Origin of the sequence: Actinoplanes sp. NPDC048791 (assembly GCF_040650095.1) — a bacterium.
Taxonomy (GTDB): domain Bacteria; phylum Actinomycetota; class Actinomycetes; order Mycobacteriales; family Micromonosporaceae; genus Actinoplanes.
The window spans coordinates 1-20,310 of the sequence record NZ_JBEZGQ010000034.1; the positions used below are offsets into that span (position 1 = coordinate 1).

Consider the following 20,310-nt stretch of genomic DNA (forward strand, 5'->3'; position numbering starts at 1 on the left):
GACCGAGAAGGCCCAGCGGCGCGCCAAGGCGATCGCGGCCGCGCGGGTGGTGGCCGCCCGGCAGGCGGAGTTGCCCGGCCGGCCGATCGCCCGCCCGGGCTTCCTGCTCGGCGACACCTCACTCGTCGTGTACTGGGACGCCGTCGTCGACGACGGTGATCCGACGTCGTGGGGCCGCTGGTTCGCGACCGTCACCGATGTCGAGTCCGGGGCCGAGCAGCGTTCCGCCGAGCTCGGCAAGGCGGACCTGAGCCGGTGCTACAGCCCGGCTCTGCTGTGCCGCAGCTTCGGTGCCGCGGACGGCTGGGTGCTCGACCCCGCGCGGCTCTACACGGTGACGATCACCGAGGTCGCGCCGGACGGCACGGAGCTGACCAGCGCGGCGTCGGCGGAGGCCAGGCCGCGCAAGACCGACGACGTGCCGGCGCTGCCCGCCGGGCAGGCCACCGGCTGTGGCTGCGCCACGGTGCTCGGCCCGACAGTGACCGCGCAGGCTCTGCGCGGCGCGACGGTGAACACGGCGACCGGCGCCTACCTGCGGGTGGAGAAGGACTTCGTGATGCCCTCGTACGGCATCCCGTTCAACCACGCGCGCTACTACTCGTCCGGCAACCCGGCCACCGGCATGTTCGGACCGGGCTGGAGCTCCTCGTACGACATCAGGATCATCGCCGCCGACAACGGCGCGGTGCGGGTGCGGGCGGAGGACGGCTCGGAGGCGGTCTACACCGCGAACGCCGACGGTTCGTACGACCGGCCGGCCGGTGTCCGTGCGAACTTGTCCAAGGTGGATGGCGGGTGGCAGTTGGTGCCGCCGGACCGGCGGGTGCTGCGGTTCAACGCCACCGGTCAGCTCCTCTCCATCAAGAACGCGCGCGGCTCCGGCGTGACGTTCGCTTACACCGCCGACGGGCTGCTCAACACCGTCACCGACGCGAGCGGCCGGGTGGTGCGCTTCGAGTCCCGTACCGACCTGCGGCTCGTCACGAAGATCACGCTGCCGGACGGCCGGTCCACCCAGTTCGACTACCAGAACGGGCGCCTGCTCAAGGTCCAGGACCCGCGCCGCAACGTCACCACCTACGGCTACGACGCCGGCGGCCGGCTCAACGACATCACCGACGCCCGCGGCAACAAGCTGATCCGCAACACCTACGACGCCGCCGGCCGGGTCACCGAGCAGCTGGACCCGGAGAACGCGCGGACCGAGTTCCGGTGGGACGCCGGCCAGCAGGTCGCCCGCACCACCGACCCGGACGGCGTGGCGGTCGTCGACGGCTACCGCAACAACGTGCTGCTCTACAGCCAGAACGCCGGCAACGACACCGTCAACCACCGGTACACCGGCAAGCTGAACAAGAGCCTGGTCGTCGACCCGAAGGGCAACCAGGAGGAGACCCGGTTCGACGACAGCGGCAACCCGGTCGCCCGGACCGCGCCGGAGCCGTTCGCCTTCACCGAGACCAGCGCGTTCGACAACCGCAGCAACCTGACGAAGTACACCGACGGTCGCAAGAACGACTGGGATTACAAGTACAACGAGTTCAACGAGATGGTCGGGCAGAAGAGCCCGAAGCAGGACACCGGGTACGAGTACGCGTACGACACCAAGGGTCAGCTCGTCTCCCGGACCGACCCGCGCGGCAAGGTCACCCGCTACGAGTACGACACCCACGGCAACCGTACGGCCGAGATCGCCCCGACCGGCCGGCGCACCGAGATGACGTACGACGGCACCGGCCGCCTGGCCTCGGTGGTCGACCCGCGCGGCACCGTCGCCGGGGGCAACAAGGACGCCTACCGCACCCGGTACGTCTACAACGAGCAGAGCCAGATCACCGAGGTGTGGCAGCCGGGCAAGGCCCAGCCGTCCCGCACGGTCTACGACGAGCTCGGCAACGTGGTCGTCACCACCGATCCGCTGAGCAACTCGGCCCGCTTCACCTACGACAAGGCGAGCCGGGCCATCGAGGCCAAGGACCCGATCGGCAATGTCGTCGCGACGACGTACACGCCCGGTGGGCGGCGCGCCTCGGTGACCGACGGCGAGGGCAGCAAGACCTCCTGGACGTACGACGGCAACGGCCGGGTGGCGACCGAGACCTCGCCGCGCGGCAACGCCGACCCGCCCAGGGCCGCCCTGTTCACCGCGGTCTTCCACTACGACTACAACGGCAACCTGATCCGGGCCGACCGGCCGTACGGTTCCGACGGCCAGCGGGTCGAGGTGGACACCGCCTTCGACGCCCTGGACCGCCCGACCGCCCAGCGCGACCAGTTCAAGCAGGGCACCACGGTCGGCTACGACAACAACGGCAACGTCGTCTCGATGACCAACGAGCGCGGCGAAGAGCTGACCAACACCTACGACGAGGCGAACCGCCGTACCGGAAGCTCCGGACCCGCCGCGGGCGCGGCCGGCATCGAATACGACGACGCGGGCAACCCGGTCCGCCAGACCACCCCGACCGGCGGTGTGATCACCACCCGGTACGACGACGACGGCCGCGTCGTCGCGGTCACCGAGCCGCGCGGCAACGTCTCCGGCGCCGACCCCGACAACTACACCACCCGGTACGCCTACGACCGGGCCGGCAACCCGGAGTCCGTGACCGACCCGCTGGGCAACGCCACCAAGATCGACTACGACGGGGTCAACCGGCCCACGGCGCAGACCGACGCCAACGGCAAGACCACCCGCTTCACCTACGACGCGGCCGACCGGCTCGCCGCGGTCATCGGCCCGGACGCGACCGGCGGGCAGGGCCTGGTCTACGGCTACAACGCCAACGGCCAGGTGATCAAGCAGACCGATCCGCTCGGCCGTACCGCCTCGACCGAGTACGACCGGGCCGGGCGCACCACCGTGACCACCGACCCGATCGGCCGTCGCCGCGAATACGTCTACGACGCCGACTCCAACCTCGTCCAGGAGGTCACCGCCCGCATCGTCGAGGAGGGACGACCGGACCCGAACCGGCCGGCGCGGTCCATTTTCTACGCGTACGACAACCTGGGCCGGCTGACCAGCAAGCAGCTCGGCGCCGACGGGGTCACCTACTCGTTCGGCTACGACGCGAAGAACCGGATGGTCAGCGCCGCGGATCCGGCCGGCGTGCAGTCGTACGTCTACGACGTCACCGACCGGCTCACCTCAATGACCCGCGGGCAGGACACGTTCAAGTACGAGTACGACAGCACGGATCGGGTGACCGCCCGGACCTACCCGGACGGCACGCGGATCGGCGCCACGTACGACGCCGGCAACCGGATCCGTTCGCTCACGGCGACCCGCGGCGGGAGCAGCGCCGAGTACGGATTCTCGTACGACGTCGCGGATCAGCTGACCGGGATCACCTACCCGGAGTCGACCGGCGTCTCGGAGAGCCGGGAGTACGACCGGGCCGGCCGGATGACCCGGATCGCCGCGGCCAAGGGCGACACCACGCTGTCCGCGTTCGACCTCACCCTCGACAAGGTCGGCAACCCGATCCGGGTCGTCGAGACTGACGGCGAGCCCGGCCAGCCGACGGTCACCGAGGCCACCGCCTACACGTACGACGCGGCCAACCGGTTGACCGCCGAGTGCTTCGGCGCGCAGACCTGCGCCGGCGCGGTCGCCGACCGCACCGACTACACCTACGACCTGGTCGGCAACCGCAAGACCAAGACCCGGGTCGCTCCGGGCGAGAACACCACGACCAGCTACACGTACGACGGTGCCGACCAGCTGACCCGCGAGAGCGTCACGGGCAGCCGCTCGAGCACCCGCTCGTTCGCGTACGACCTGGAGGGCAACCAGACCGAGGCCGGGTCGGAGCGGTTCACGTACGCGCTGGACCACACCATGACGTCGGCGACCGTCGGCGGCAAGACCACGAATTACGCGTACGACGCCACGGGCAACCGGATCAAGGCGGTCACCGGCTCCGGCGCGGCTGCGGTCACCCAGACCTGGAGCTGGGACGTCAACGCCGGCCGGCCGCTGCTGGCCCAGGAACGGCAGACCGACGCCGCCGGCACGGTGGGACGCGATTACCTGTACGACCCGTCCGGGCAGCCACTCGCACTCATCGTGCCGTCCGCCGACGGGATGGCCGCGCACTCGTACCTGCGCGACTGGCTCGGCGGTGTGGCGGGTGTCGTCTCGCCGTCCGGGGCACCGGAATGGAGTTACGACTACGACGCGTTCGGCGTCGCCCGCGGCACCGGCCTCACCCAGGGCGGCACCAAGGAAGCCGAGGACGCGCCGGCCAACCCCATGCAGTACGCCGGGACGTACCAGGACGTCAGTCAGGGCGACCGGTACGCGATGGGTGCGCGCAGCTACGACCCGGGCACCGGCCGCTTCGCCTCGGCGGACCCGGTCGCCCAGCCCGCCACCGATCAGGCTGTGTCGACGTACTCGTACACCAATGCCCGTCCGACCGTGCTGACCGACCCCACCGGGGGCGATCCGGACGGCAACGGGATGACCCAGGCGTACGTCGACTACTACTCGTCGATGGCCTGCGCCAACAATCCGGGCGCCTGCCAGGGGACCACGGACGCCAACACCCCGTCCGCCGGCGAGGGCGAGCAGGCGACCGACAACCCGGACTGGCTGAACGCGAAGAAGATCGTCGACGAGGCCGAGGGCTTCGTGAAGCAGATCGGCGACGAGATCGTCAATCTGATCCTCGACCTGGTCGGCTTCAACGACGCCAAGAAGTGCATCACCGAGGGCGACATCGTCGCTTGTGTCTCCACCGCACTGCAGGCCGTGCCCTGGGGCAAGATGTTCAAGGCGGCCAAGGTGGCGATCAAGGCCATCGGGGTCGGCCGCCGCCTCATCGACGCGTACAGCCGGCTGAAATCGGCGAAGAACGCGCTGTCGAGCATCCCTCGCTACATCAAGAAAGCCACCCAGACCGCGGACGAAGCCGCCGACAGCAAGAAATACGCCGACGAGGCGGCGAAGGCGGCGAAGGGGGCCAAGGACGCCGGCGGCAAGGCCAAAGCGACCTCGCAGAAGGCGGCCGACAACGCCAAACAGGCGAAGAAGAAGGAATCCTCGACCGGCGAGAGCTGCAAGATAGCCCAGGGCAACAAGGCCCGCCTCGCGTCGAACTCGTTCGCCGCCGGCACCCTGGTGCTGCTGGCCGACGGCAGCACCAAGCCGATCGAGAAGCTGCAGCCCGGCGACACGGTCACCGCCACCGACCCGGTGACCGGCACGACCGAACCGCAGCAGGTGACCGCCACCGTGGAGGGCACCGGCGACAAGGACCTCGTCGAGCTCACCCTGGTGGGAGCCGGTTCCGGTGGGGGCGGGCCGCCGTCGGTCATCACCGCCACCGCGGGACACAAGTTCTACAGCCCCGACCGAGGCTGGATCCCGGCGGCCGAACTCCGCACCGGCGACACCCTCCGGGACGAGTCCGGCACCGAGGTCAGCGTCGCACTCGTCGGGGATCCGACCACGACCAGCACCACCGTCTACAACCTCACGGTCAGCGGCGCCCACACGTACTACGTGGTGGCCGGCGACACGCCAGTGCTCGTCCACAACTGTGACAAGGGATCCGCGGAGAAGCTGCGAAATGCAATGAATGACGCCGGAGATCTGGAGCCGAGCACACCCCACTCTCCACACCACATCGTCGCGGGCAACTCGCCCAAGGCGGCTCCGGCAAGGGCACAGCTCGACCGGTTCGGTATCGGCGTGAACGATGCGGAGAACGGTGTCTGGCTGCCGCGCAGCAGCTCGTCACCCAATCCCACCGGCGCCTCGGTCCACTCCCGGGTCCATACCAACCAGTACTACGATTACGTCAACGACCTCATGGCTGGCGCCAGAAACAGGAACGAAGCTCTGGACGTGATCGGCCATGTCAGAAGGCAGCTCCAAGGCGGCTACTGGCCGTAGGCCCTGATCTGCCCCGTCCCCGCCACGCGATCGTGTGGCGGGGACGGGTGTTTCCCGCTCGTCGGCGTCGCATGACGGAGGTTCGATTGTCCAACAAACGCCAGGTGGACGAGGCGGTCGACATCGCCCGCAGCCTCGTCGACGACGAAATTCGGGCCGGCTCGCCCGTGCCCGCTCTGACAGAGCTGGCCCGAAGGTTCGCGGCGACAGAGTTCGATGTCCCGGAAGACCAGGACGCCGACGGATATCTCTTCCAATACGGGAAGGTCGGCTGGCTCCCGGAGCCTACCTTTGTGGTGAGCATGGTGAGACAGCTGGAAGTCGTTGATTCAGACGGAGAGCACGAGTCTTATTCCCAGGTGCAGTTCGAGTACAGATTCCCGCTGGATCGCGATCTTGAAGTGGAGAGTCACTCGGAATGGTGGTTCCCCGGGGGTGCGACACCTTTCGATGCCTGGTTGAGTTCGGTGTCGAGGTCGCCAATCGGTGACCTCCTGGGGAGCAGACAGCCGCGAGAGTTCGTGGTCTGGGCCGACCAGGCATGACGATCCTCGAATGAACTGCGAGCCCCTGGTCAACGCCATCGCGGCCGCGATGATGTTCCTGGAGGAGTCGGGCGACGATGAAGTCGACCCGGACTCCGCGGTACGCGCCCTGGAGAACATGTCACATGCGCTCCTGCAATACGCGGGACCGGACCGGGAAGACTTCCTGGAGCTGATCGAAAGGGTCGCCGACGGCACGGCGGATGAGCACGACGCGCGTTTCATCCGCGACATACCGCGCATGATCGGCATGGTGGAAAGCTAGCCGCCTCGCGCATTGAGCAGTGCTGGCCGGGTGCCGGCCCGAGATCCTCGGGACGCTCCCGGCCAGCACTGTGTTCGGTCACCGGTCGGGATCTCTCGGGTGCCGAAACTTACGGAACTTGATCGGTAGTCATCCGGCCTGTCTGACTCGTCTGGTGCGCGCCGAGATGCCCTGGTTGGGATGCGTGAAGTCCGGTCGTTCATGAAGCTGAAACATTGACGAAGGCTGTGCGTCCGGCTTAGCGTACGAGGGTCTTCCGGTCTGTCCGCCCCGAAAGTTTCGGCATCGAGCTGATGTGTGCGGCTGCCCGACGCCCCTCAAAGGAGTGATCTTGAGAAAGGCATACCGTGTCGCCGTGGCCGTCCTCGCCACCTCGGCACTGATCGGCCCCGGCATCCAGCCGGCGCAGGCAAGTACGAAGGCAACCGCCGGCTCGTCCGTCGTGGACCGTCACCCCGGCAAGTGGAATGTGCCGCTGCGCTGGGCGGCGCCGCGTGACCTGCGCATCGGGACCGCGGTCGCCGGTGGCGGTCACCACCTCGAGCAGGACTACCCGGACCCGTTCACTTTCGACAAGCCGTACCGGAAGGTCCTGGCCCGGGAATTCAACTCGGTCTCTCCCGAGAACCAGATGAAGTGGGAGTTCATCCACCCCGAGCGCCGCAAGTACAACTTCGGCCCGGCCGACGCGATCGTGAAGTTCGCGCGGCAGCACGGCCAGGTCGTCCGCGGCCACACGCTGCTCTGGCACAGCCAGAACCCGGCGTGGCTGGCGGAGGGCGAGTTCACCAAGGCGGAGCTGCGCGCGATCCTCAAGGACCACATCACCACGGTGGTCGGCCGCTACCGCGGCAAGATCCAGCAGTGGGACGTCGCCAACGAGATCTTCAACGAGAACGGCGAGTACCGCCAGGAGAACATCTTCATCCGCGAACTCGGCCCGGGCATCGTGGCCGACGCCTTCCGCTGGGCGCACCGGGCCGACCCCAAGGCCCAGCTGTTCCTGAACGACTACGGCGTGGAATGGCCGGGCGTGAAGGTCGACGCGTACGAGGCGCTGGCCAAGCAGCTGCTGGCCGACCGCGTGCCGCTGCACGGCTTCGCATCCCAGGCCCATTTGAGTACGCGGTACGGCGCGCCGGACCAGCTGCAGGGTGTGCTGCAGCGCTTCGACAACCTCGGTCTGCACACGGCGATCACCGAGCTCGACGTGCGCATGGACCTGCCTGAGGGCGGCGTGCCGACTGCCGAGCAGTTGCAGACGCAGGCCGCGTACTACAAGACCGTTCTGGACGCTTGTCTGGCTGTTGAGGACTGCAACTCGTTCACCATCTGGGGCTTCACCGACAAGTACTCGTGGGTGCCGGTGTTCTTCCCCTCGGAAGGGGCCGCCACGGTGATGGGCGACAACTTCGAGCGTAAGCCGGCGTATTACACGCTCCGCGACACTTTGGCCGCGGCGCGCCGGAAGCGCTGAGATTGATACGGGGGAGGCGGCAGCACTTCGGTGCTGCCGCCTTCGCGTTTCCCGGACAGGTCAGGCTGGGGCGGGGACCTGCCACAGGGCGCTGACCGGCATGGCGCGGAGCTTGTCTCCGAACGGCAGCGTGGAAGTGCCGGTGTAGAGGACGATGCCGGCGATGAAATCGTCGCCGAGGCGGTCGGCCAGCCGGCGTAGCCCGCGGAAGTCGTCGAGACCGACGGAGGTGGCGGCTTTGACCTCGATGCCGACGACCTGGCCGGATCTGTTTTCGAGAACGGCGTCGACTTCGTACTTGTTCTGGTCGCGGTAGTGCGAGAGGTCGGCTTGCTGTTCGGACCACGTGAGCTGGCGGGAAAGCTCGGAGAGAACGAACGATTCGAGCAGCGGGCCGAACGGTGCTCCCGGCCTGAGCAGAGCACGGGCATCAGTGGCGACTTCATTGGCGGCGATGCCCGAGTCGACGAAGACCAGTTTGGCGGCTGCGGTCGCTCGGGTGCCGAGATTGCGCGACCAGCCCGGGATCCGCTTGACCAGGAAGATCTCCTCCAACGCCCGAAGGTAGCGGGCCACCGTCGGCCGGCTCAGCCCGAGCGCGGACTCCAAGGAGTTGGCGGCGATGATGGTCGCGGATCTAGCGGCGAGCAGGCGTACCAGTTTGCGCAACTCGCCCTTGTGCTGAATGTCGGACAGCTGCCGGACATCGCGGTCGATGAGAGCTTGAACGTACGCATCGAAGAACCGCTGCCGGCGGCGCGCGTCGTCTCGGGTTGTCGCTTCGGGGAGACCGCCCCGGACGATTCTGGCCGCGTAGTCGGCTCGGGTCACCGTCGATTCGTGTCGCAGGCTGGGGCCGAGCGCGAAGATGGCATCGATGAAGCCGTCTGGCTCGTTGTCGATCTCGCCCTGGGAGAACGGCCAAAGTTCGACGGTTTCCATCCGGCCGGGCAACGCGTCGGGGGCGGCGACCATGCCGAACAGGCGAGACGAGCCGGTGAGCAAGTAGCGGCCGGGGCGGGGGTCTTCGTCGACGGCGGCTTTGATCGCCAGCAGGAGCTCTGGGGCGCGTTGGATCTCGTCGATGACCAGCAGTTCCGGGGAATCGACGAATCCGACCGGGTCGGCGGTTGCGGCGGCTCGGTCCTGGGAGCGGTCTAGGTCGCGGCGCTCGGCGAGGCGATCGCCGGCGACTATGCGTACGAGGGTGCTCTTGCCGGCTTGGCGGGCTCCGCTGATGAGCACGACACGGGTGTCAGCGAGGGCGGCGTCCACCTGTCCAGCGACGCGACGGGGGACGAGGTGCGGTGTGGGCACACCTCATGCTACCTGCGAAGTTTCGATTCGCGGAGCGACTCACTTTCGATCTGCGGCACCTCTCATGTTCGAAATGCGGGCACCGCAGCGTTCGACCCGCGACTGGAGGAGGTACTGGAGTCTCTGCCGCGCCACGACGCGCTCGTCCTCCTGGGGCGCGAATGCTCCTGCTTCTGGCGGGCGCGTAGCCCACGGAAAGCCATGCGCCGGGCACCTCGAATCTCTGCCGCACGAAGCCGCGTGCCACGACAGCCCGACGCGTTAGGCGGGCAGTTCGCGGCTGGGGAAGTACAGTCTTCCCAGCCGCGAACGTGAGGAGCCCACACCGTGCCTCGCTATCCATGGCACGGACTGCCGCCTGCCGTCAGAGCAGAAGTCGAGAACCACACCGGCCCGATAGCCCGAGTGACACCGGTCGAGACAGGGGTGATCTCCGACGTTGCGGTCATTCTGGGAACCAGCACCGGCCGCTTCTTCTGTAAGGGCGCCGCTGCCGACAATCCCAAAGGCTGGATGCACCGCAACGAGGCCCGCATAAACGCCTACCTCCCGCCGCCTATGCCTAAGTTGCTCTGGCAGGTGGAACGCAACGGCTGGCTACTGCTTGGATTTGAGTACGTGGCCGGCCGGCATCCCGACCTGGCTCAAGGCTCGTCCGATCTGCCGGCAATGGCCGCTGCCTTGAGCGCGATGGCGACCGTGCTCACGCCGTGCCCCGCAGTCCGAGTGCAGCCGGCCACCGTCCGATGGGCCGATCACATTCCAGCCGAAATGGTTGACGGCAACACGTTGGTCCACACCGATGTCACCCCGTACAACTTCCTCCTTCATGACGACGGCGTAACCCTCGTGGACTGGTCGATGCCCTGCCGAGGAGCCGCGTGGATCGACACCGCTCTTATGGTCATTCGGCTGGTGCGCGCCGGTCACAGCCCGGAGCAAGCCGAGGCCTGGGCCGGCACGATTCCCGTGTGGTCAGCCGCTCGTCGCGAGGCCGTCGATGCTTTCGCCGCCGGCATTGCCCTCCTGAGCCGCGAACGCGAACGGCAACGCCCGTCCGCCAGTCATCTCGGCCCACTCGCTGACGCCGCCGCTCATTGGAGCCGCCACCGGTCGAAGCCACGCGCCGGGGCACCGCGTGCGTGAGGTATCCCGCGACGCCGCCGCAGGAATCGCACCCGCGGTACCGGTGCACGAACACGTTCCCGAAGGTCAAGTCGACTCGTGCGGTCACCCGACGTCAGCGGTGGTGTCCGACCGAACTGACCAGCATTCGAACCGCGTTTGCTCGAGATGTGCCCGACGTGTGTTCCGACCAGCGACGGGACCACTCCCACAACCCCGGCGGCACTGGCTGGCGGCACCGGGGACGCCTGGGCACTCCTGCGTCTTTGCTGGTAGGTAGGATGTTGGCCGCAGGCCCTCGTAGCTCAGGGGATAGAGCATCGGTTTCCTAAACCGTGTGTCGTAGGTTCGATTCCTACCGGGGGCACCACACACAGTCAGGCGCTGGCCGTCTCGGTCATGCTCAGCAGCTGCAACTTCTCAAACCCTTCACTACCCCGAGGCGCCGTCAGCACCAGCAGACACTGCGACTGGTCCTCCGTAAACAACGCCTGGCAGTCCAGCTCAATCTCCCCAACCACAGGATGAACCAGCACCTTGTGATCCCCGAACCGCCGGGTCACCTCATGCCGCTCCCACAGCTCCGCGAACTCCGCACTAACCCCCTGCAGCGCCCGCAGCAGCTCCCCAGCCCGGGACCGCGCCCCCATAGCCCCGTACGCAGCCCGCAGATTGGCCACCTGAGCCCGGCTCTGCCGATCCCGGTCCTCAGCCGGATACCGAAGCCGCTCAGCCGGATCCGTGAACCACCGATAGATCTCACTCCGAGCCAACCCCGTAAACCCCGATACATCCCCGAGCAGCGCAGCAGCCATGGCGTTCTGGACGAGACGCTCGCCCAGGCTCGACAGAACCAAAGCAGGGGTGTCGTCGAGGCGTTCCAACACTCGCATCAGCGCGGGCGCCACCTGGGTCGCCGCGGTCGCCGGGGCCGGGGCGTTGTGGCCGGCCACCCGGTACAGGTAGTCACGTTCTTCGTTGCTCAGCCGCAGCGCCCGGGCCAGCGACCCCAGCATCTGCTCGCTCGGTTGCGGTCCGCGCTGCTGCTCCAGCCGCGTGTAGTAATCGGTCGACATCGCTGCCACGGATGCCACCTCTTCGCGGCGCAGTCCGGCCGTGCGGCGGCGCAGGCCGGCGGGTAGACCAAGGTCGCTCGGCTGCAGGGATGCGCGGCGGCGGCGCAGGAAGTCGGCGAGTGCGGCACGGTCCACCTACCCAGTATCGTCGCCCCGCGCGGCGCATCCAGGGACTTCTGATCCCCCGATGACGGATCTCTGCCGCCGGCCCGGCCGGCTGCCCAGACTTCTCGGCATGAACATCTCCGGAAACACCATCTTCATCCCCGGCTCGACCAGCGGCATCGGCCTTGCCCTGGCCCTCGCGCTGCAGGCCCGCGGCAACACCGTCATTGTCGGCGGGCGGCGCGGTGACCTGCTGGAACAGATCGCCCGGGAACATCCCGGGCTCGACACCGTACGGATCGACACCGCCGACCCGGCCAGCATCGACGCCGCCGCGCAGCAGGTGCTCAGCCGCCACCCCGACCTCAATGTGATCGTCACGATGGCCGGGATCATGCGGGTCGAGGACTGGCACACCCCGTCCTCCTTCCTCGCCTCCGCCGAGGCGACCATCACCACCAACGTCCTCGGCCCGATCCGGCTCATCGGCGCGTTCATCGACCACCTGCAGAAGCAGCCCGACGCGACGATCGTGTCCGTCTCCTCCGGCCTGGCGTTCGTGCCGCTCCGGGTCACGCCGAGCTACAACGCCTCCAAGGCCGCGATCCACATGCTCAGCGAGTCGCTGCGGCTGCAGCTCGCCGACACGTCCGTCAAGGTCGTCGAGTTGGTCCCGCCTTCGGTGCGGACCGCGCTGCTGCCGGGCCAGGAGACCAGTGACTTCGCGATGCCGCTCGACGAGTACGTGTCGGAGGTCGTGTCCCTGCTCCAGGACCAGCCCGAAGCCAAGGAGATCCAGGTCGACCGGGTCAAGTTCCTCCGGTACGCCGAGGTGCGCGGCGAGTACGACCAGGTCGTCCAGACAGTGAACGCCGCCGACCCGCACGGGAAGTGACGACATGAGCAGCCAGACTGTCCTGATCACGGGCGCGTCCAGCGGATTCGGTGCGTTGGCGGCGCGGGCCCTGGCCCGCGCCGGGCACATCGCGTACGCGGGCATCCGCGACCCGAACGGCCGCAACGCCCCCGCCGTGGCCGACGCAGCCGAATACGCCGCCCAGCACGGCGTGGATCTTCGCACCGTGGACCTCGACGTCACCGCCGACGAGTCCGTCCAGGCAGCCGCCCGGACGATCGGCCGGCTCGACGTGGTCGTGCACAACGCCGGGCACATGGTCACCGGACCGGCGGAGGCTTTCACCCCCGAACAGCTCGCGGCCCTGTACGACGTCAACGTGCTCGGCGCCCAGCGAGTGAACCGCGCAGTGCTTCCGCAACTGCGGGCGCAGGGTCACGGCCTGCTCGTGTGGGTGGGCAGCACCAGCACCCGCGGTGGCACCCCGCCCTATCTCGGCCCGTACTTCGCGGCCAAGGCCGCCATGGATGCCCTGGCCGTCAGCTACGCCGGTGAACTGGCCCGCTTCGGCATCGAGACCTCCATCGTGGTGCCGGGCGCCTTCACCTCCGGCACCAACCACTTCGCGCACGCCGGCAGCCCGGCCGACACCGCGACCGTGGCCGCCTACGAGAAGAAGTACGCCGGTCTCATGGACCACGTCGGCGAGGCCCTGGCCGCGCTCACCCCGCCGACCGCCGACGTCAGCCAGGTGGCCGAAGCCATCACGACGATCGTCGGCACGCCGCACGGACAGCGCCCGTTCCGGGTGCACATCGATCCCAGCGACGACGGCAGCGAGGTCGTCAGCGCGGTCGCCGACCGTATTCGCAGCGAGTTCCTGCGCCGCATCGGCCTGGCCGACCTGCTGACGCCGGCCACCGCCGGCTGACCGCGGGACCCGTCAAAGACGACGGGACCTGCTGACGCCGGCCGCCGCCAGCTGACCGCAAGGCCCGCCACGACCGCAAAGAACTGACCGCGGGGCCGGCCAGGACCACAAAGAAACGGTACGCAGGAAGCATCGCTAGCCTCAACCACCATGAACGACTGCCAGGCCGCCGTGCCCGTCGAGTGTGATTCATGTGACGGGCCGGCGGCCGGGCAGGTCTACGAGACGATCATCGACGGTCGCCTGCACTGGGTGCTGACCCATGAGTGCGGGGACAGTTTCGTCGAGGCGATGGGCTGGGACGAGACACCCGACGACTTGCGGCAGGCCTTGCTGGATCAGTGCGGCACGTATCGGCTCCGGTTGTCACGTGAGATCACCGGGGTCGCGGTGATGCGGGTCCTGCGGGCGAGTGGAATGTCTCTGGCCGCCGTACCGGAAGCGCTTGCTGCCCTGACCGGGCCCGGGCGGCCCGGCACCGAGATGGAGCTGCAGCTCCTGGCCGGCCGGCTGCGGGCGGCGGGCGCATCGGCCACGGTGGAACGGGATCGGGATGCCACGGACGGTTAGGGTTGTGGGCGCAGGCCGCAACCCGGTGCTCATGCCGTACGTTCACTGACCGTCCGTTCCCGTTCCGAGCCAGGGCGAGGGCCTCGTATGAATGTGATCGATCTGGACCGGCCGGCCGTCGTACCCCCTGCTCCCCGGCGCAAGCCGCGCCTGCTTGTCGCCTCCGCGCTGGTGATCGGCGCCGTTCTCGGCGCCTGCGCCACGTACGGCTGGTCCGTGCACCGGCAGACCGGGGCCCGGGAGCGGCAGGTCGCCGTTTTTGTCTTCGCCGAGGCCAGTCCGTTCGTCGACGGATTGCCCGCGGATACCGTCGTCTCCGGCGGCCGGGTCGCGACCGTCACGCTCACCCGGCGGGTGACGCTCGTCAACGCCGGTCCGCTGCCGATCGACATTCGCGACCTCTTCGCGTCGCGGCCGGGCGTCAGCGTCCGCGGGGTCAACAAGGAGCGCTGGGTCGAGCCCGGCGCGACGGTGCTGGCCGACGCCGACGTGCAGGTCGACTGTGCACACGGGCTGCCGCTCGGCCGGCTCCCGGTCACGCTGTCGGTGCGGACCTTCGACGACGAGGCCCGCGAGGCCCGCCCCCGCGACGGCTTCGACGGCACCCCCTGGAGCGAACAGGCCGAGGTCGCCTGCGCCAGCTGACCAAGCCGGCCGGGAGCAAGCCGGCCGATGCGAGAGCTAGATCTCGAACGAGCGCCGGCAGTGGGGGAGCAGCGCCCGCAGCACCATGCTCTCGCCGCGCCACACCAGCGCGAGCATCGCCGGCAGCTCGACGTCCTCGATCGGCACCGAGCGGACCCCCTCGTGCTCGGCCGTCATCGACGCGCTGAGGATCGCCACGCCCAGGCCGCGGGCGGCCAGGTCCAGGATCGCGCCCGGCGCGGTCGCCTGCAGCGCCACCGCCGGGCGGATCCCGGCGGCCGCGCAGGCCTGGTCGAGCACGCCGCGGACCCCGGTGCCCACCGGCAGGCAGATCAACGGGTACGCCGTCAGCCGGCGCAGCGGCACCGTCTCCCGCTCGGCCAGCGCATGACCCGGCGCCACGGCGGCAACCAGTCCTTCGCTGACGATGGTCATCGACTCCAGCCCGTCCGGCATGCCGCCCGCCACCGCGGCCAGCGCGATGTCGAGGCGGCCCGCGCGCACGTTCTCCAGCAGCGCGTCCGAGTTGTCCTCGCTCAGCGCGATCGTGATCCGGGGGTGCCGGCGGTGGAACGAGGCCAGCGCGTCGAACAGGGGCGTCACCGTGCAGCCGGTGACCATGCCGATCCGCAGCTGGCCGCGGACCAGGCCGTTCACCTCGTCGCAGGCGGTGCGGATGGCCTGGGCCGCCGCCAGCGCGGTGCGGGCGTGCGGGAGCGCCGCGGCTCCGGCCGGGGTGAGGCGGACCATGCGGGCGGAGCGGTCGAAGAGGTCGGCCCCGAGCTCGCGTTCGAACTGGCGGATCTGGGCGCTGACGCCGGACTGGGTGATGTGCACGCGGTCCGCCGCGCGGGTGAAGTTGGCCTCCTCGGCCACCGCCACGAAGTATTCGAGCTGCCGGAGATCCATGAGCGCAGATACTAGCTACGACAAGAACTATCTGTTGGACTTGTCACTCCCGCGTGTCAAGACTAGTCGCATGACCGACCGCGAGAAAGCCACCAGGCCCGAGGATCTCACCCGGTTGTTCGTCGAGCGCGCGAACGCCAAGGACGCCGAGGGCATCGCCCTGCTCTATGAGCAGGACGCCGTCATGGCCTACCCGCCCGGGCAGCAGACCGTCGGGCGGGAGGCCATCCGCAAGCTGTGGGAGCAGGCTTTGCCGCACATGCCGGCCTTCGAGCAGGAGCCGCCGCTGCCCACGCTGATCAGTGGCGACCTGGCCCTGACCTCGACCCCGCCCAAGGACGGCTCGGGCGCCCGCGCCCAGGTGGTCCGCCGGCAGAGCGACGGCACCTGGTTGCGGGTGCTGGACCAGCCCGAGTTCGTCTCCCCGGAGAGTGCCTAGAGCTTGGCGAGGATCGCCTGGCCGGCCGCCTCGGCGGAGGCCGGGTTCTGCGCGGTGATCAGGTTGCCGTCGACGACCACGTGCGACGCCCACGCCGGGGCGGACTCGAAGACGGCGCCGCCGGCGCGCAGCCGGGTCTCCAGCAGCCACGGCGCGTTGTCGGCCAGGCCGGCCTGCTTCTCCTCCTCGTCGGTGAACGCGGTCAGCTTGCGGCCCTTGAAGAGCCAGTTGCCCTCCGCGTCACCGGCGGCCAGGAAGGCGGCCGGGCCGTGGCACAGCGAGGCGACGACCTTGCTGTCGTCCGGCAGCATCGCGGCCAGGATGCGGGCCACGTCCGGGTTGACCGCCAGGTCCTGCATCGGGCCGTGCCCGCCCGGGATGAAGACCGCGTCGTAGCCGGCCGGGTCGACGTCCTCGAGCCGGGCCGGCGACTCCAGCAGGTCCTTGACGGTGTCCAGGTAGGCCCGCAGCTCCGGGCCGGACTCGTCACCCAGGCTCGCCTCGTCGGCGACCGGGACGCGGGCACCTGGCGTCGCGATGGTGACGTCGTGGCCGGCCTCGATCAGCAGACGGTACGGCGTGACGAACTCCTCCGCCCAGTATCCGGTCGGGTGCTGGGTGCCGTCCTTGAGACTCCACACCCGGGCACCGGAGAGCACCAGCAGGACAGATGACATCAGAACCTCCACGAGTCGACTTCTGCCGCCACCGTACGCCGGACGGTCCTCACCATCCAGGCGGCGATGCCCCAAGAGTTAGCACCGTCTCTTTTTTGCCTCTAACGGGACCGCTACGCTGGGGGCATGCAGGAGGACGTCTGCACCCCCGCGGTGTGCACCAACAGCGACCTCATCGTGGGCTTCGCCAACAGCGGCGACGAGCTGACCGCCTGGCTGACGCGGTATGCGGGCGAGCCCACGATCGACGAGGCCGACGTTGTCGCCGGCCGTGATCTGCGGGCCGCCCTGCTGACTTTGCTGCGGGCGCACTCGGGCTGCGCGGCGGAGGGTGAGGTGTCCGAGGCCCAGGGCTATCTGGAGCGCATCGCCGCCCGCTATCCGCTGGTCCCGCGGATCAGTGCCGTCGGCTGCACGCTGGTGCCGGCCCAGACCGGGGTGCTCGGGGTCTTCGGCGCGGTGCTCGCGGCGGTCACCAACCTGGCCTACCAGGGCGGCTGGCCGCGGGTGAAAGTCTGCAAGAACATCGGGTGCCACGAGGCTTTCTTTGACAAGACGCGGAATTCCTCGGGGCTCTACTGCAGCCCGGCCTGCAGTTCCCAGGTCTCGATGCGGGCCTACCGGAGCCGGCAGCGCAACGCCTGAGAACGGGCTGGCCTACCGGAAGCGCAGTGCAGAGCCTGAGAACGCGGGGCATGTGAAGCCGCCAGGTCGCCGGGGGTCGCGCGTCGCTGAGTCGTACGCCTCATGTGCGAGCAGCTGACCACCCGGTTCGCCGCTGTACTGACCGCAGAACCTGCGGGTTTCGGGCGACCGGTGAGCCCGCCTGGCGACTCGGGCGTCAGCGTACACGGGTGGTGCGAACCGCCGGCCGGACCAGATTCCCGTGCGGCTGCGGGGAAACGGATTCGTGCTACCGTGAGTGTGTTCCCGTTTCGAATCCGTTGACGTTTTCCGCGCCCGATGGGTATACGCACCCGTCTGGCGCTTTTTTCGTTTTCGCCGACGTCGCGACACTCCTCCAGACGGGCCAGAAAATGATCATCCAGAAGAGCGCCATCATCGCCAAGCTCCGCGAACGCGGCCAGAACGCCCGGGCCGACTGGGTCGACCGGGAGCTGCCCGACGACGTGGACCCGTTCCTGCACAGCGGACTGCTGTCCACCCTGCACCTCGACCTCAAAGAGCTCGAGAGCCCGCCCGCGTCCACCTCATAAAGCATCGGATCGGTCAATGAACTCCACTGACAACAACGACGCCGACCTGTTCCTCGCCCCGGCCGGAAGCGCCGCGCCGCAGGACAAGTCGGAGGTAGCCGACAACAGCGCCGAGGCGATGACGCGGCTGCGTGATCCGTTCGCGGTCGAGGGCGCCGAGCCCACCAAGCCCGGCGAGCGTCAGGCCACCGCCGAGGCGCACTAGGCGTTCGGAAGGGTCGGCCATGGCTGCGGCGCGGATGATGTTCGCGGCCACTGCGGGGACCACGGTCCTTACGGTGGCGACTGTGAATTCCGGGCCGGTGACGGTCCTGCACGCCGCCGGCGACCTGGACATGGACACAGCCGGCCTGCTCATCCGGCACGTCGACCGGGTCGTCACCGCTTGCGCGCCCCGGGTGCTGATCATCGATCTGGCCGATCTCGGCTTCCTCGGCGCGGCCGGCGTCTCGGCGCTGCTCGACGGCGGTGACCGGGTGGGCCGCGGCGGTGGACGGCTACGGCTGCGCCGGCTGTCCCGACCGGCCCGCCTGGCCCTGTGGGCCAGCCACACCCTGGACCTGTTCGAGGTCGAGGACGGGCCGGCGATGGGCACGGACTGCCGGTCCGGACGAACGATGGCAGACTGACCCGGTGCAACGCCGGTGCCCGGGGTTGTCCGGTCGGCGCCCAGGACTGTCCCGCCCACCGTCTGCCGCTGGTCCGCTGGATTGACGTTGCCACCTTCCCCCGCTCGGGACGACTCCGCTCCGGAGGACTCCGCCGGCGGTCGCCTCGCGGTGCTGGACGACGTCCCGGCCACGGGTTCGGCCTGCGGGGTGGGGCGCCGGTTCGTGGCCGGCACGCTGCGTGGCTGGGGTGTCCCCGAGGAGCTCGTCGAGATCTCGATGCTGATCACCAGTGAGCTGGTCGCGAACGCGGTCAACCACGCCCCGCCACCCGGATACCTGCAGGTCCGGGCGGACGCCGAGCGGATCCGCATCGAGGTCAGCGACACCGGCGACGCCGAGCCCCGGATGGTCCGGCCGGGTGAGGGCGTGGCCGGCGGCCGGGGGCTGCTGCTCGTCGACCGGCTCGCCGCCCGCTGGGGTTGGGAAGTCCGGCCGCCGGGAAAAGTGGTGTGGTGCGAGGTGAGCCTCCCGGCCGCCTCCCGGCAAATGTAGGCTGCGATTCGTGGGTGATTCGGAAGCTCCGGATGACCGGCAGAGGGCCAGGGCTGCGAGCTTGGACGAGTGGGAGCGCCGTCTCGACGCACGCGAGAAGGCGGCGGACGAGCGTGACCGGCGTGCCGACCAGCGCGAGCGGGACGCTGACCGGCGCGAGCTGGACGCCGACGCACGGGAGGTCGAGGCCACCGAGCGCGAGCGCAAGCTCGACGACGAGGCCGAGCACCAGGCCGAGCGGACGGTGGACCCGATCGGGCGGTTCCGGGACGCGATCGAGCGCACCTCGGCCAAGACCGACCGCAGCAACGAGTTCCTGCAACGCTCCCGCGCGGCGGTCCAGCGCGGCGTCGACCGCATCGACCGGGTCCGCCTGGAGACCTCCCGATCGGCCGAGGAACGGGCCGACAGCGAGCCCGAGACCGCCGGCGACTGACGGCGCCGGTCAGCGCACCTCGATCTCCAGCAGCGAGTAGCCGTAGTCGGTCGAGCGCGCGGTGCCGTACATGCGGATCAGCCGGGCCGGAAGCTTCGGAACCTGCACGGTCACGTCTCCGCCCGCGCTGTCGGTGGTGTTGAAGACCTGCTTCCACTTCCGGCCGTCGGTCGACAACTCCACCCGGTACGCGGTGGCGTGCGCGTTCTCCCAGCGCAGCAGCACCTCACTGATCTCCCAGCTCTTGCCGAGGTCCACCGTGAGCCACTGCGGGTCGCTGAAACCACTGCTCCACCGGGTCGTGGTGTCGTTGTCGATCGCGTACGCGGCTCCCCACGACGATCGCTCGACGCTGGAGGCCGTGGCCCGCGAGCCGAGAGCCAGGTTGCGGCCGGTGGTGTTGACCGCGGCCGTGGGCTTCCCGGCCGGCTTGGCCGAGCGGCTCGCGGCGGGCGATCCGCCGGAGGAGGCCGGCCCACCGGACGAGGCCGAACCGGCCGAGGTCGAACCGGCGGAGGCGGCCGATCCGGTGGACGCCGTGTCGCTGCCGACCCCGGCGGACGCATCCGCGCCCGGTGCGGTGATCCGCATGGTGGGAGCAACGGCCGGCGGGAGCACGGGCGCGGCCTGCGGTGCCGGTGGATCGGCG

The 20,310-nt window shown here is 69.3% G+C and carries 21 protein-coding genes and 1 tRNA gene; 17 read left to right on the top strand and 5 right to left on the bottom strand.

Annotation, left to right across the window (positions count from 1 at the left end; genetic code table 11):
• The 4 genes from AB0C29_RS04990 to AB0C29_RS05005 all read left to right on the top strand — a co-directional run.
• A partial coding sequence (locus AB0C29_RS04990) for a DUF6531 domain-containing protein (protein WP_360815271.1) occupies positions 1-5,908 on the top strand: 5,908 nt, incomplete at its 5' end.
• Between the two features lie 104 nt (positions 5,909-6,012).
• Positions 6,013-6,453, top strand: coding sequence for a hypothetical protein (locus tag AB0C29_RS04995; protein WP_360815274.1), 441 nt, complete (start codon positions 6,013-6,015; stop codon positions 6,451-6,453).
• Positions 6,454-6,463: 10 nt separating this feature from the next.
• Positions 6,464-6,718: a hypothetical protein gene (locus tag AB0C29_RS05000; RefSeq protein WP_360815277.1), complete on the top strand. Its 255-nt coding sequence runs from the start codon at positions 6,464-6,466 to the stop codon at positions 6,716-6,718.
• Positions 6,719-7,043: 325 nt separating this feature from the next.
• Positions 7,044-8,195 carry an endo-1,4-beta-xylanase gene (locus AB0C29_RS05005; RefSeq protein WP_360815280.1) on the top strand — a complete coding sequence of 384 codons (1,152 nt, stop codon included), beginning with the start codon at positions 7,044-7,046 and terminating at the stop codon, positions 8,193-8,195.
• Between the two features lie 60 nt (positions 8,196-8,255).
• Here the strand turns inward: AB0C29_RS05005 and AB0C29_RS05010 are convergent, their stop codons facing one another.
• Positions 8,256-9,512, bottom strand: a complete 1,257-nt coding sequence (locus AB0C29_RS05010) for an ATP-binding protein (RefSeq protein WP_360815283.1) — start codon at positions 9,510-9,512, stop codon at positions 8,256-8,258.
• A gap of 405 nt (positions 9,513-9,917) precedes the next feature.
• Between AB0C29_RS05010 and AB0C29_RS05015 the strand changes: the two genes are divergently transcribed.
• Together AB0C29_RS05015 and AB0C29_RS05020 are read left to right on the top strand one after the other, a co-directional pair.
• Entirely contained in the window at positions 9,918-10,658 is a 741-nt protein-coding gene (locus AB0C29_RS05015) for a phosphotransferase (RefSeq protein ID WP_360815286.1), read from the top strand.
• Between the two features lie 273 nt (positions 10,659-10,931).
• A tRNA-Arg gene (locus tag AB0C29_RS05020) sits at positions 10,932-11,007 on the top strand.
• 7 nt (positions 11,008-11,014) lie between these two features.
• Here AB0C29_RS05020 and AB0C29_RS05025 read toward each other — a convergent pair.
• Positions 11,015-11,848: a helix-turn-helix transcriptional regulator gene (locus AB0C29_RS05025; protein ID WP_360815288.1), complete on the bottom strand. Its 834-nt coding sequence runs from the start codon at positions 11,846-11,848 to the stop codon at positions 11,015-11,017.
• Positions 11,849-11,948: 100 nt separating this feature from the next.
• On the opposite strand from AB0C29_RS05025, the gene AB0C29_RS05030 reads away from it, so the two are divergent.
• From AB0C29_RS05030 to AB0C29_RS05045, 4 genes are all read left to right on the top strand, one after another.
• A complete protein-coding gene (locus tag AB0C29_RS05030; RefSeq protein ID WP_360815291.1) occupies positions 11,949-12,713 on the top strand; it encodes an SDR family NAD(P)-dependent oxidoreductase in 765 nt (254 codons plus the stop codon).
• A 4-nt stretch (positions 12,714-12,717) separates the two neighbouring features.
• A complete protein-coding gene (locus AB0C29_RS05035) occupies positions 12,718-13,605 on the top strand; it encodes an SDR family NAD(P)-dependent oxidoreductase (protein ID WP_360815294.1) in 888 nt (295 codons plus the stop codon).
• A 150-nt stretch (positions 13,606-13,755) separates the two neighbouring features.
• Positions 13,756-14,175, top strand: a complete 420-nt coding sequence (locus tag AB0C29_RS05040; protein ID WP_360815297.1) for a hypothetical protein — start codon at positions 13,756-13,758, stop codon at positions 14,173-14,175.
• Positions 14,176-14,262: 87 nt separating this feature from the next.
• Positions 14,263-14,820 carry a hypothetical protein gene (locus AB0C29_RS05045; RefSeq protein ID WP_360815300.1) on the top strand — a complete coding sequence of 186 codons (558 nt, stop codon included), beginning with the start codon at positions 14,263-14,265 and terminating at the stop codon, positions 14,818-14,820.
• Positions 14,821-14,856: 36 nt separating this feature from the next.
• Here AB0C29_RS05045 and AB0C29_RS05050 read toward each other — a convergent pair whose 3' ends face one another.
• Positions 14,857-15,729: a LysR substrate-binding domain-containing protein gene (locus AB0C29_RS05050; protein ID WP_360815302.1), complete on the bottom strand. Its 873-nt coding sequence runs from the start codon at positions 15,727-15,729 to the stop codon at positions 14,857-14,859.
• A 70-nt stretch (positions 15,730-15,799) separates the two neighbouring features.
• Here AB0C29_RS05050 and AB0C29_RS05055 point away from each other — a divergent pair, with 70 nt between their 5' ends.
• Entirely contained in the window at positions 15,800-16,168 is a 369-nt protein-coding gene (locus AB0C29_RS05055) for a nuclear transport factor 2 family protein (protein ID WP_360815305.1), read from the top strand.
• Here AB0C29_RS05055 and AB0C29_RS05060 read toward each other — a convergent pair.
• Positions 16,165-16,845, bottom strand: a complete 681-nt coding sequence (locus AB0C29_RS05060; RefSeq protein ID WP_360815308.1) for a type 1 glutamine amidotransferase domain-containing protein — start codon at positions 16,843-16,845, stop codon at positions 16,165-16,167. The two genes, AB0C29_RS05055 and AB0C29_RS05060, sit on opposite strands and share 4 nt — an antisense overlap.
• Before the next feature lie 126 nt (positions 16,846-16,971).
• On the opposite strand from AB0C29_RS05060, the gene AB0C29_RS05065 reads away from it, so the two are divergent.
• From AB0C29_RS05065 to AB0C29_RS05090, 6 genes are all read left to right on the top strand, one after another.
• Complete coding sequence (locus AB0C29_RS05065; protein WP_360815311.1) at positions 16,972-17,490, top strand: CGNR zinc finger domain-containing protein; 519 nt, start codon at positions 16,972-16,974, stop codon at positions 17,488-17,490.
• Positions 17,491-17,882: 392 nt separating this feature from the next.
• The gene (locus AB0C29_RS05070; RefSeq protein WP_360815314.1) at positions 17,883-18,062 is read left to right on the top strand and encodes a hypothetical protein; all 180 of its coding nucleotides are present in this window, start codon (positions 17,883-17,885) and stop codon (positions 18,060-18,062) included.
• A gap of 16 nt (positions 18,063-18,078) precedes the next feature.
• Positions 18,079-18,267, top strand: coding sequence for a hypothetical protein (locus tag AB0C29_RS05075; protein WP_360815317.1), 189 nt, complete (start codon positions 18,079-18,081; stop codon positions 18,265-18,267).
• Positions 18,268-18,340: 73 nt separating this feature from the next.
• Entirely contained in the window at positions 18,341-18,691 is a 351-nt protein-coding gene (locus tag AB0C29_RS05080; RefSeq protein ID WP_360815319.1) for an STAS domain-containing protein, read from the top strand.
• 87 nt (positions 18,692-18,778) lie between these two features.
• On the top strand, positions 18,779-19,225 hold the full coding sequence (locus AB0C29_RS05085) for an ATP-binding protein (protein WP_360815322.1): 447 nt from the start codon (positions 18,779-18,781) through the stop codon (positions 19,223-19,225).
• Between the two features lie 61 nt (positions 19,226-19,286).
• Positions 19,287-19,661 (top strand): hypothetical protein, encoded by a 375-nt coding sequence (locus tag AB0C29_RS05090; RefSeq protein WP_360815325.1) that lies wholly within the window; start codon positions 19,287-19,289, stop codon positions 19,659-19,661.
• Positions 19,662-19,670: 9 nt separating this feature from the next.
• On the opposite strand, the gene AB0C29_RS05095 is transcribed toward AB0C29_RS05090, so the two are convergent.
• Positions 19,671-20,310: discoidin domain-containing protein (locus AB0C29_RS05095; RefSeq protein ID WP_360815328.1), on the bottom strand; the 640-nt coding region annotated here is incomplete at its 5' end.

Bases quoted from the DNA above. Each gene is read 5' to 3' on its own strand.
- AB0C29_RS05000 (WP_360815277.1), top strand. From the start codon at position 6,464: ATGAACTGCGAGCCCCTGGTCAACGCCATCGCGGCCGCGATGATGTTC.
- AB0C29_RS05030 (WP_360815291.1), top strand. From the start codon at position 11,949: ATGAACATCTCCGGAAACACCATCTTCATCCCCGGCTCGACCAGCGGC.
- AB0C29_RS05035 (WP_360815294.1), top strand. From the start codon at position 12,718: ATGAGCAGCCAGACTGTCCTGATCACGGGCGCGTCCAGCGGATTCGGT.
- AB0C29_RS05040 (WP_360815297.1), top strand. From the start codon at position 13,756: ATGAACGACTGCCAGGCCGCCGTGCCCGTCGAGTGTGATTCATGTGAC.
- AB0C29_RS05045 (WP_360815300.1), top strand. From the start codon at position 14,263: ATGAATGTGATCGATCTGGACCGGCCGGCCGTCGTACCCCCTGCTCCC.
- AB0C29_RS05050 (WP_360815302.1), bottom strand. From the start codon at position 15,729: ATGGATCTCCGGCAGCTCGAATACTTCGTGGCGGTGGCCGAGGAGGCC.
- AB0C29_RS05055 (WP_360815305.1), top strand. From the start codon at position 15,800: ATGACCGACCGCGAGAAAGCCACCAGGCCCGAGGATCTCACCCGGTTG.
- AB0C29_RS05060 (WP_360815308.1), bottom strand. From the start codon at position 16,845: ATGTCATCTGTCCTGCTGGTGCTCTCCGGTGCCCGGGTGTGGAGTCTC.
- AB0C29_RS05065 (WP_360815311.1), top strand. From the start codon at position 16,972: ATGCAGGAGGACGTCTGCACCCCCGCGGTGTGCACCAACAGCGACCTC.
- AB0C29_RS05070 (WP_360815314.1), top strand. From the start codon at position 17,883: ATGATCATCCAGAAGAGCGCCATCATCGCCAAGCTCCGCGAACGCGGC.
- AB0C29_RS05075 (WP_360815317.1), top strand. From the start codon at position 18,079: ATGAACTCCACTGACAACAACGACGCCGACCTGTTCCTCGCCCCGGCC.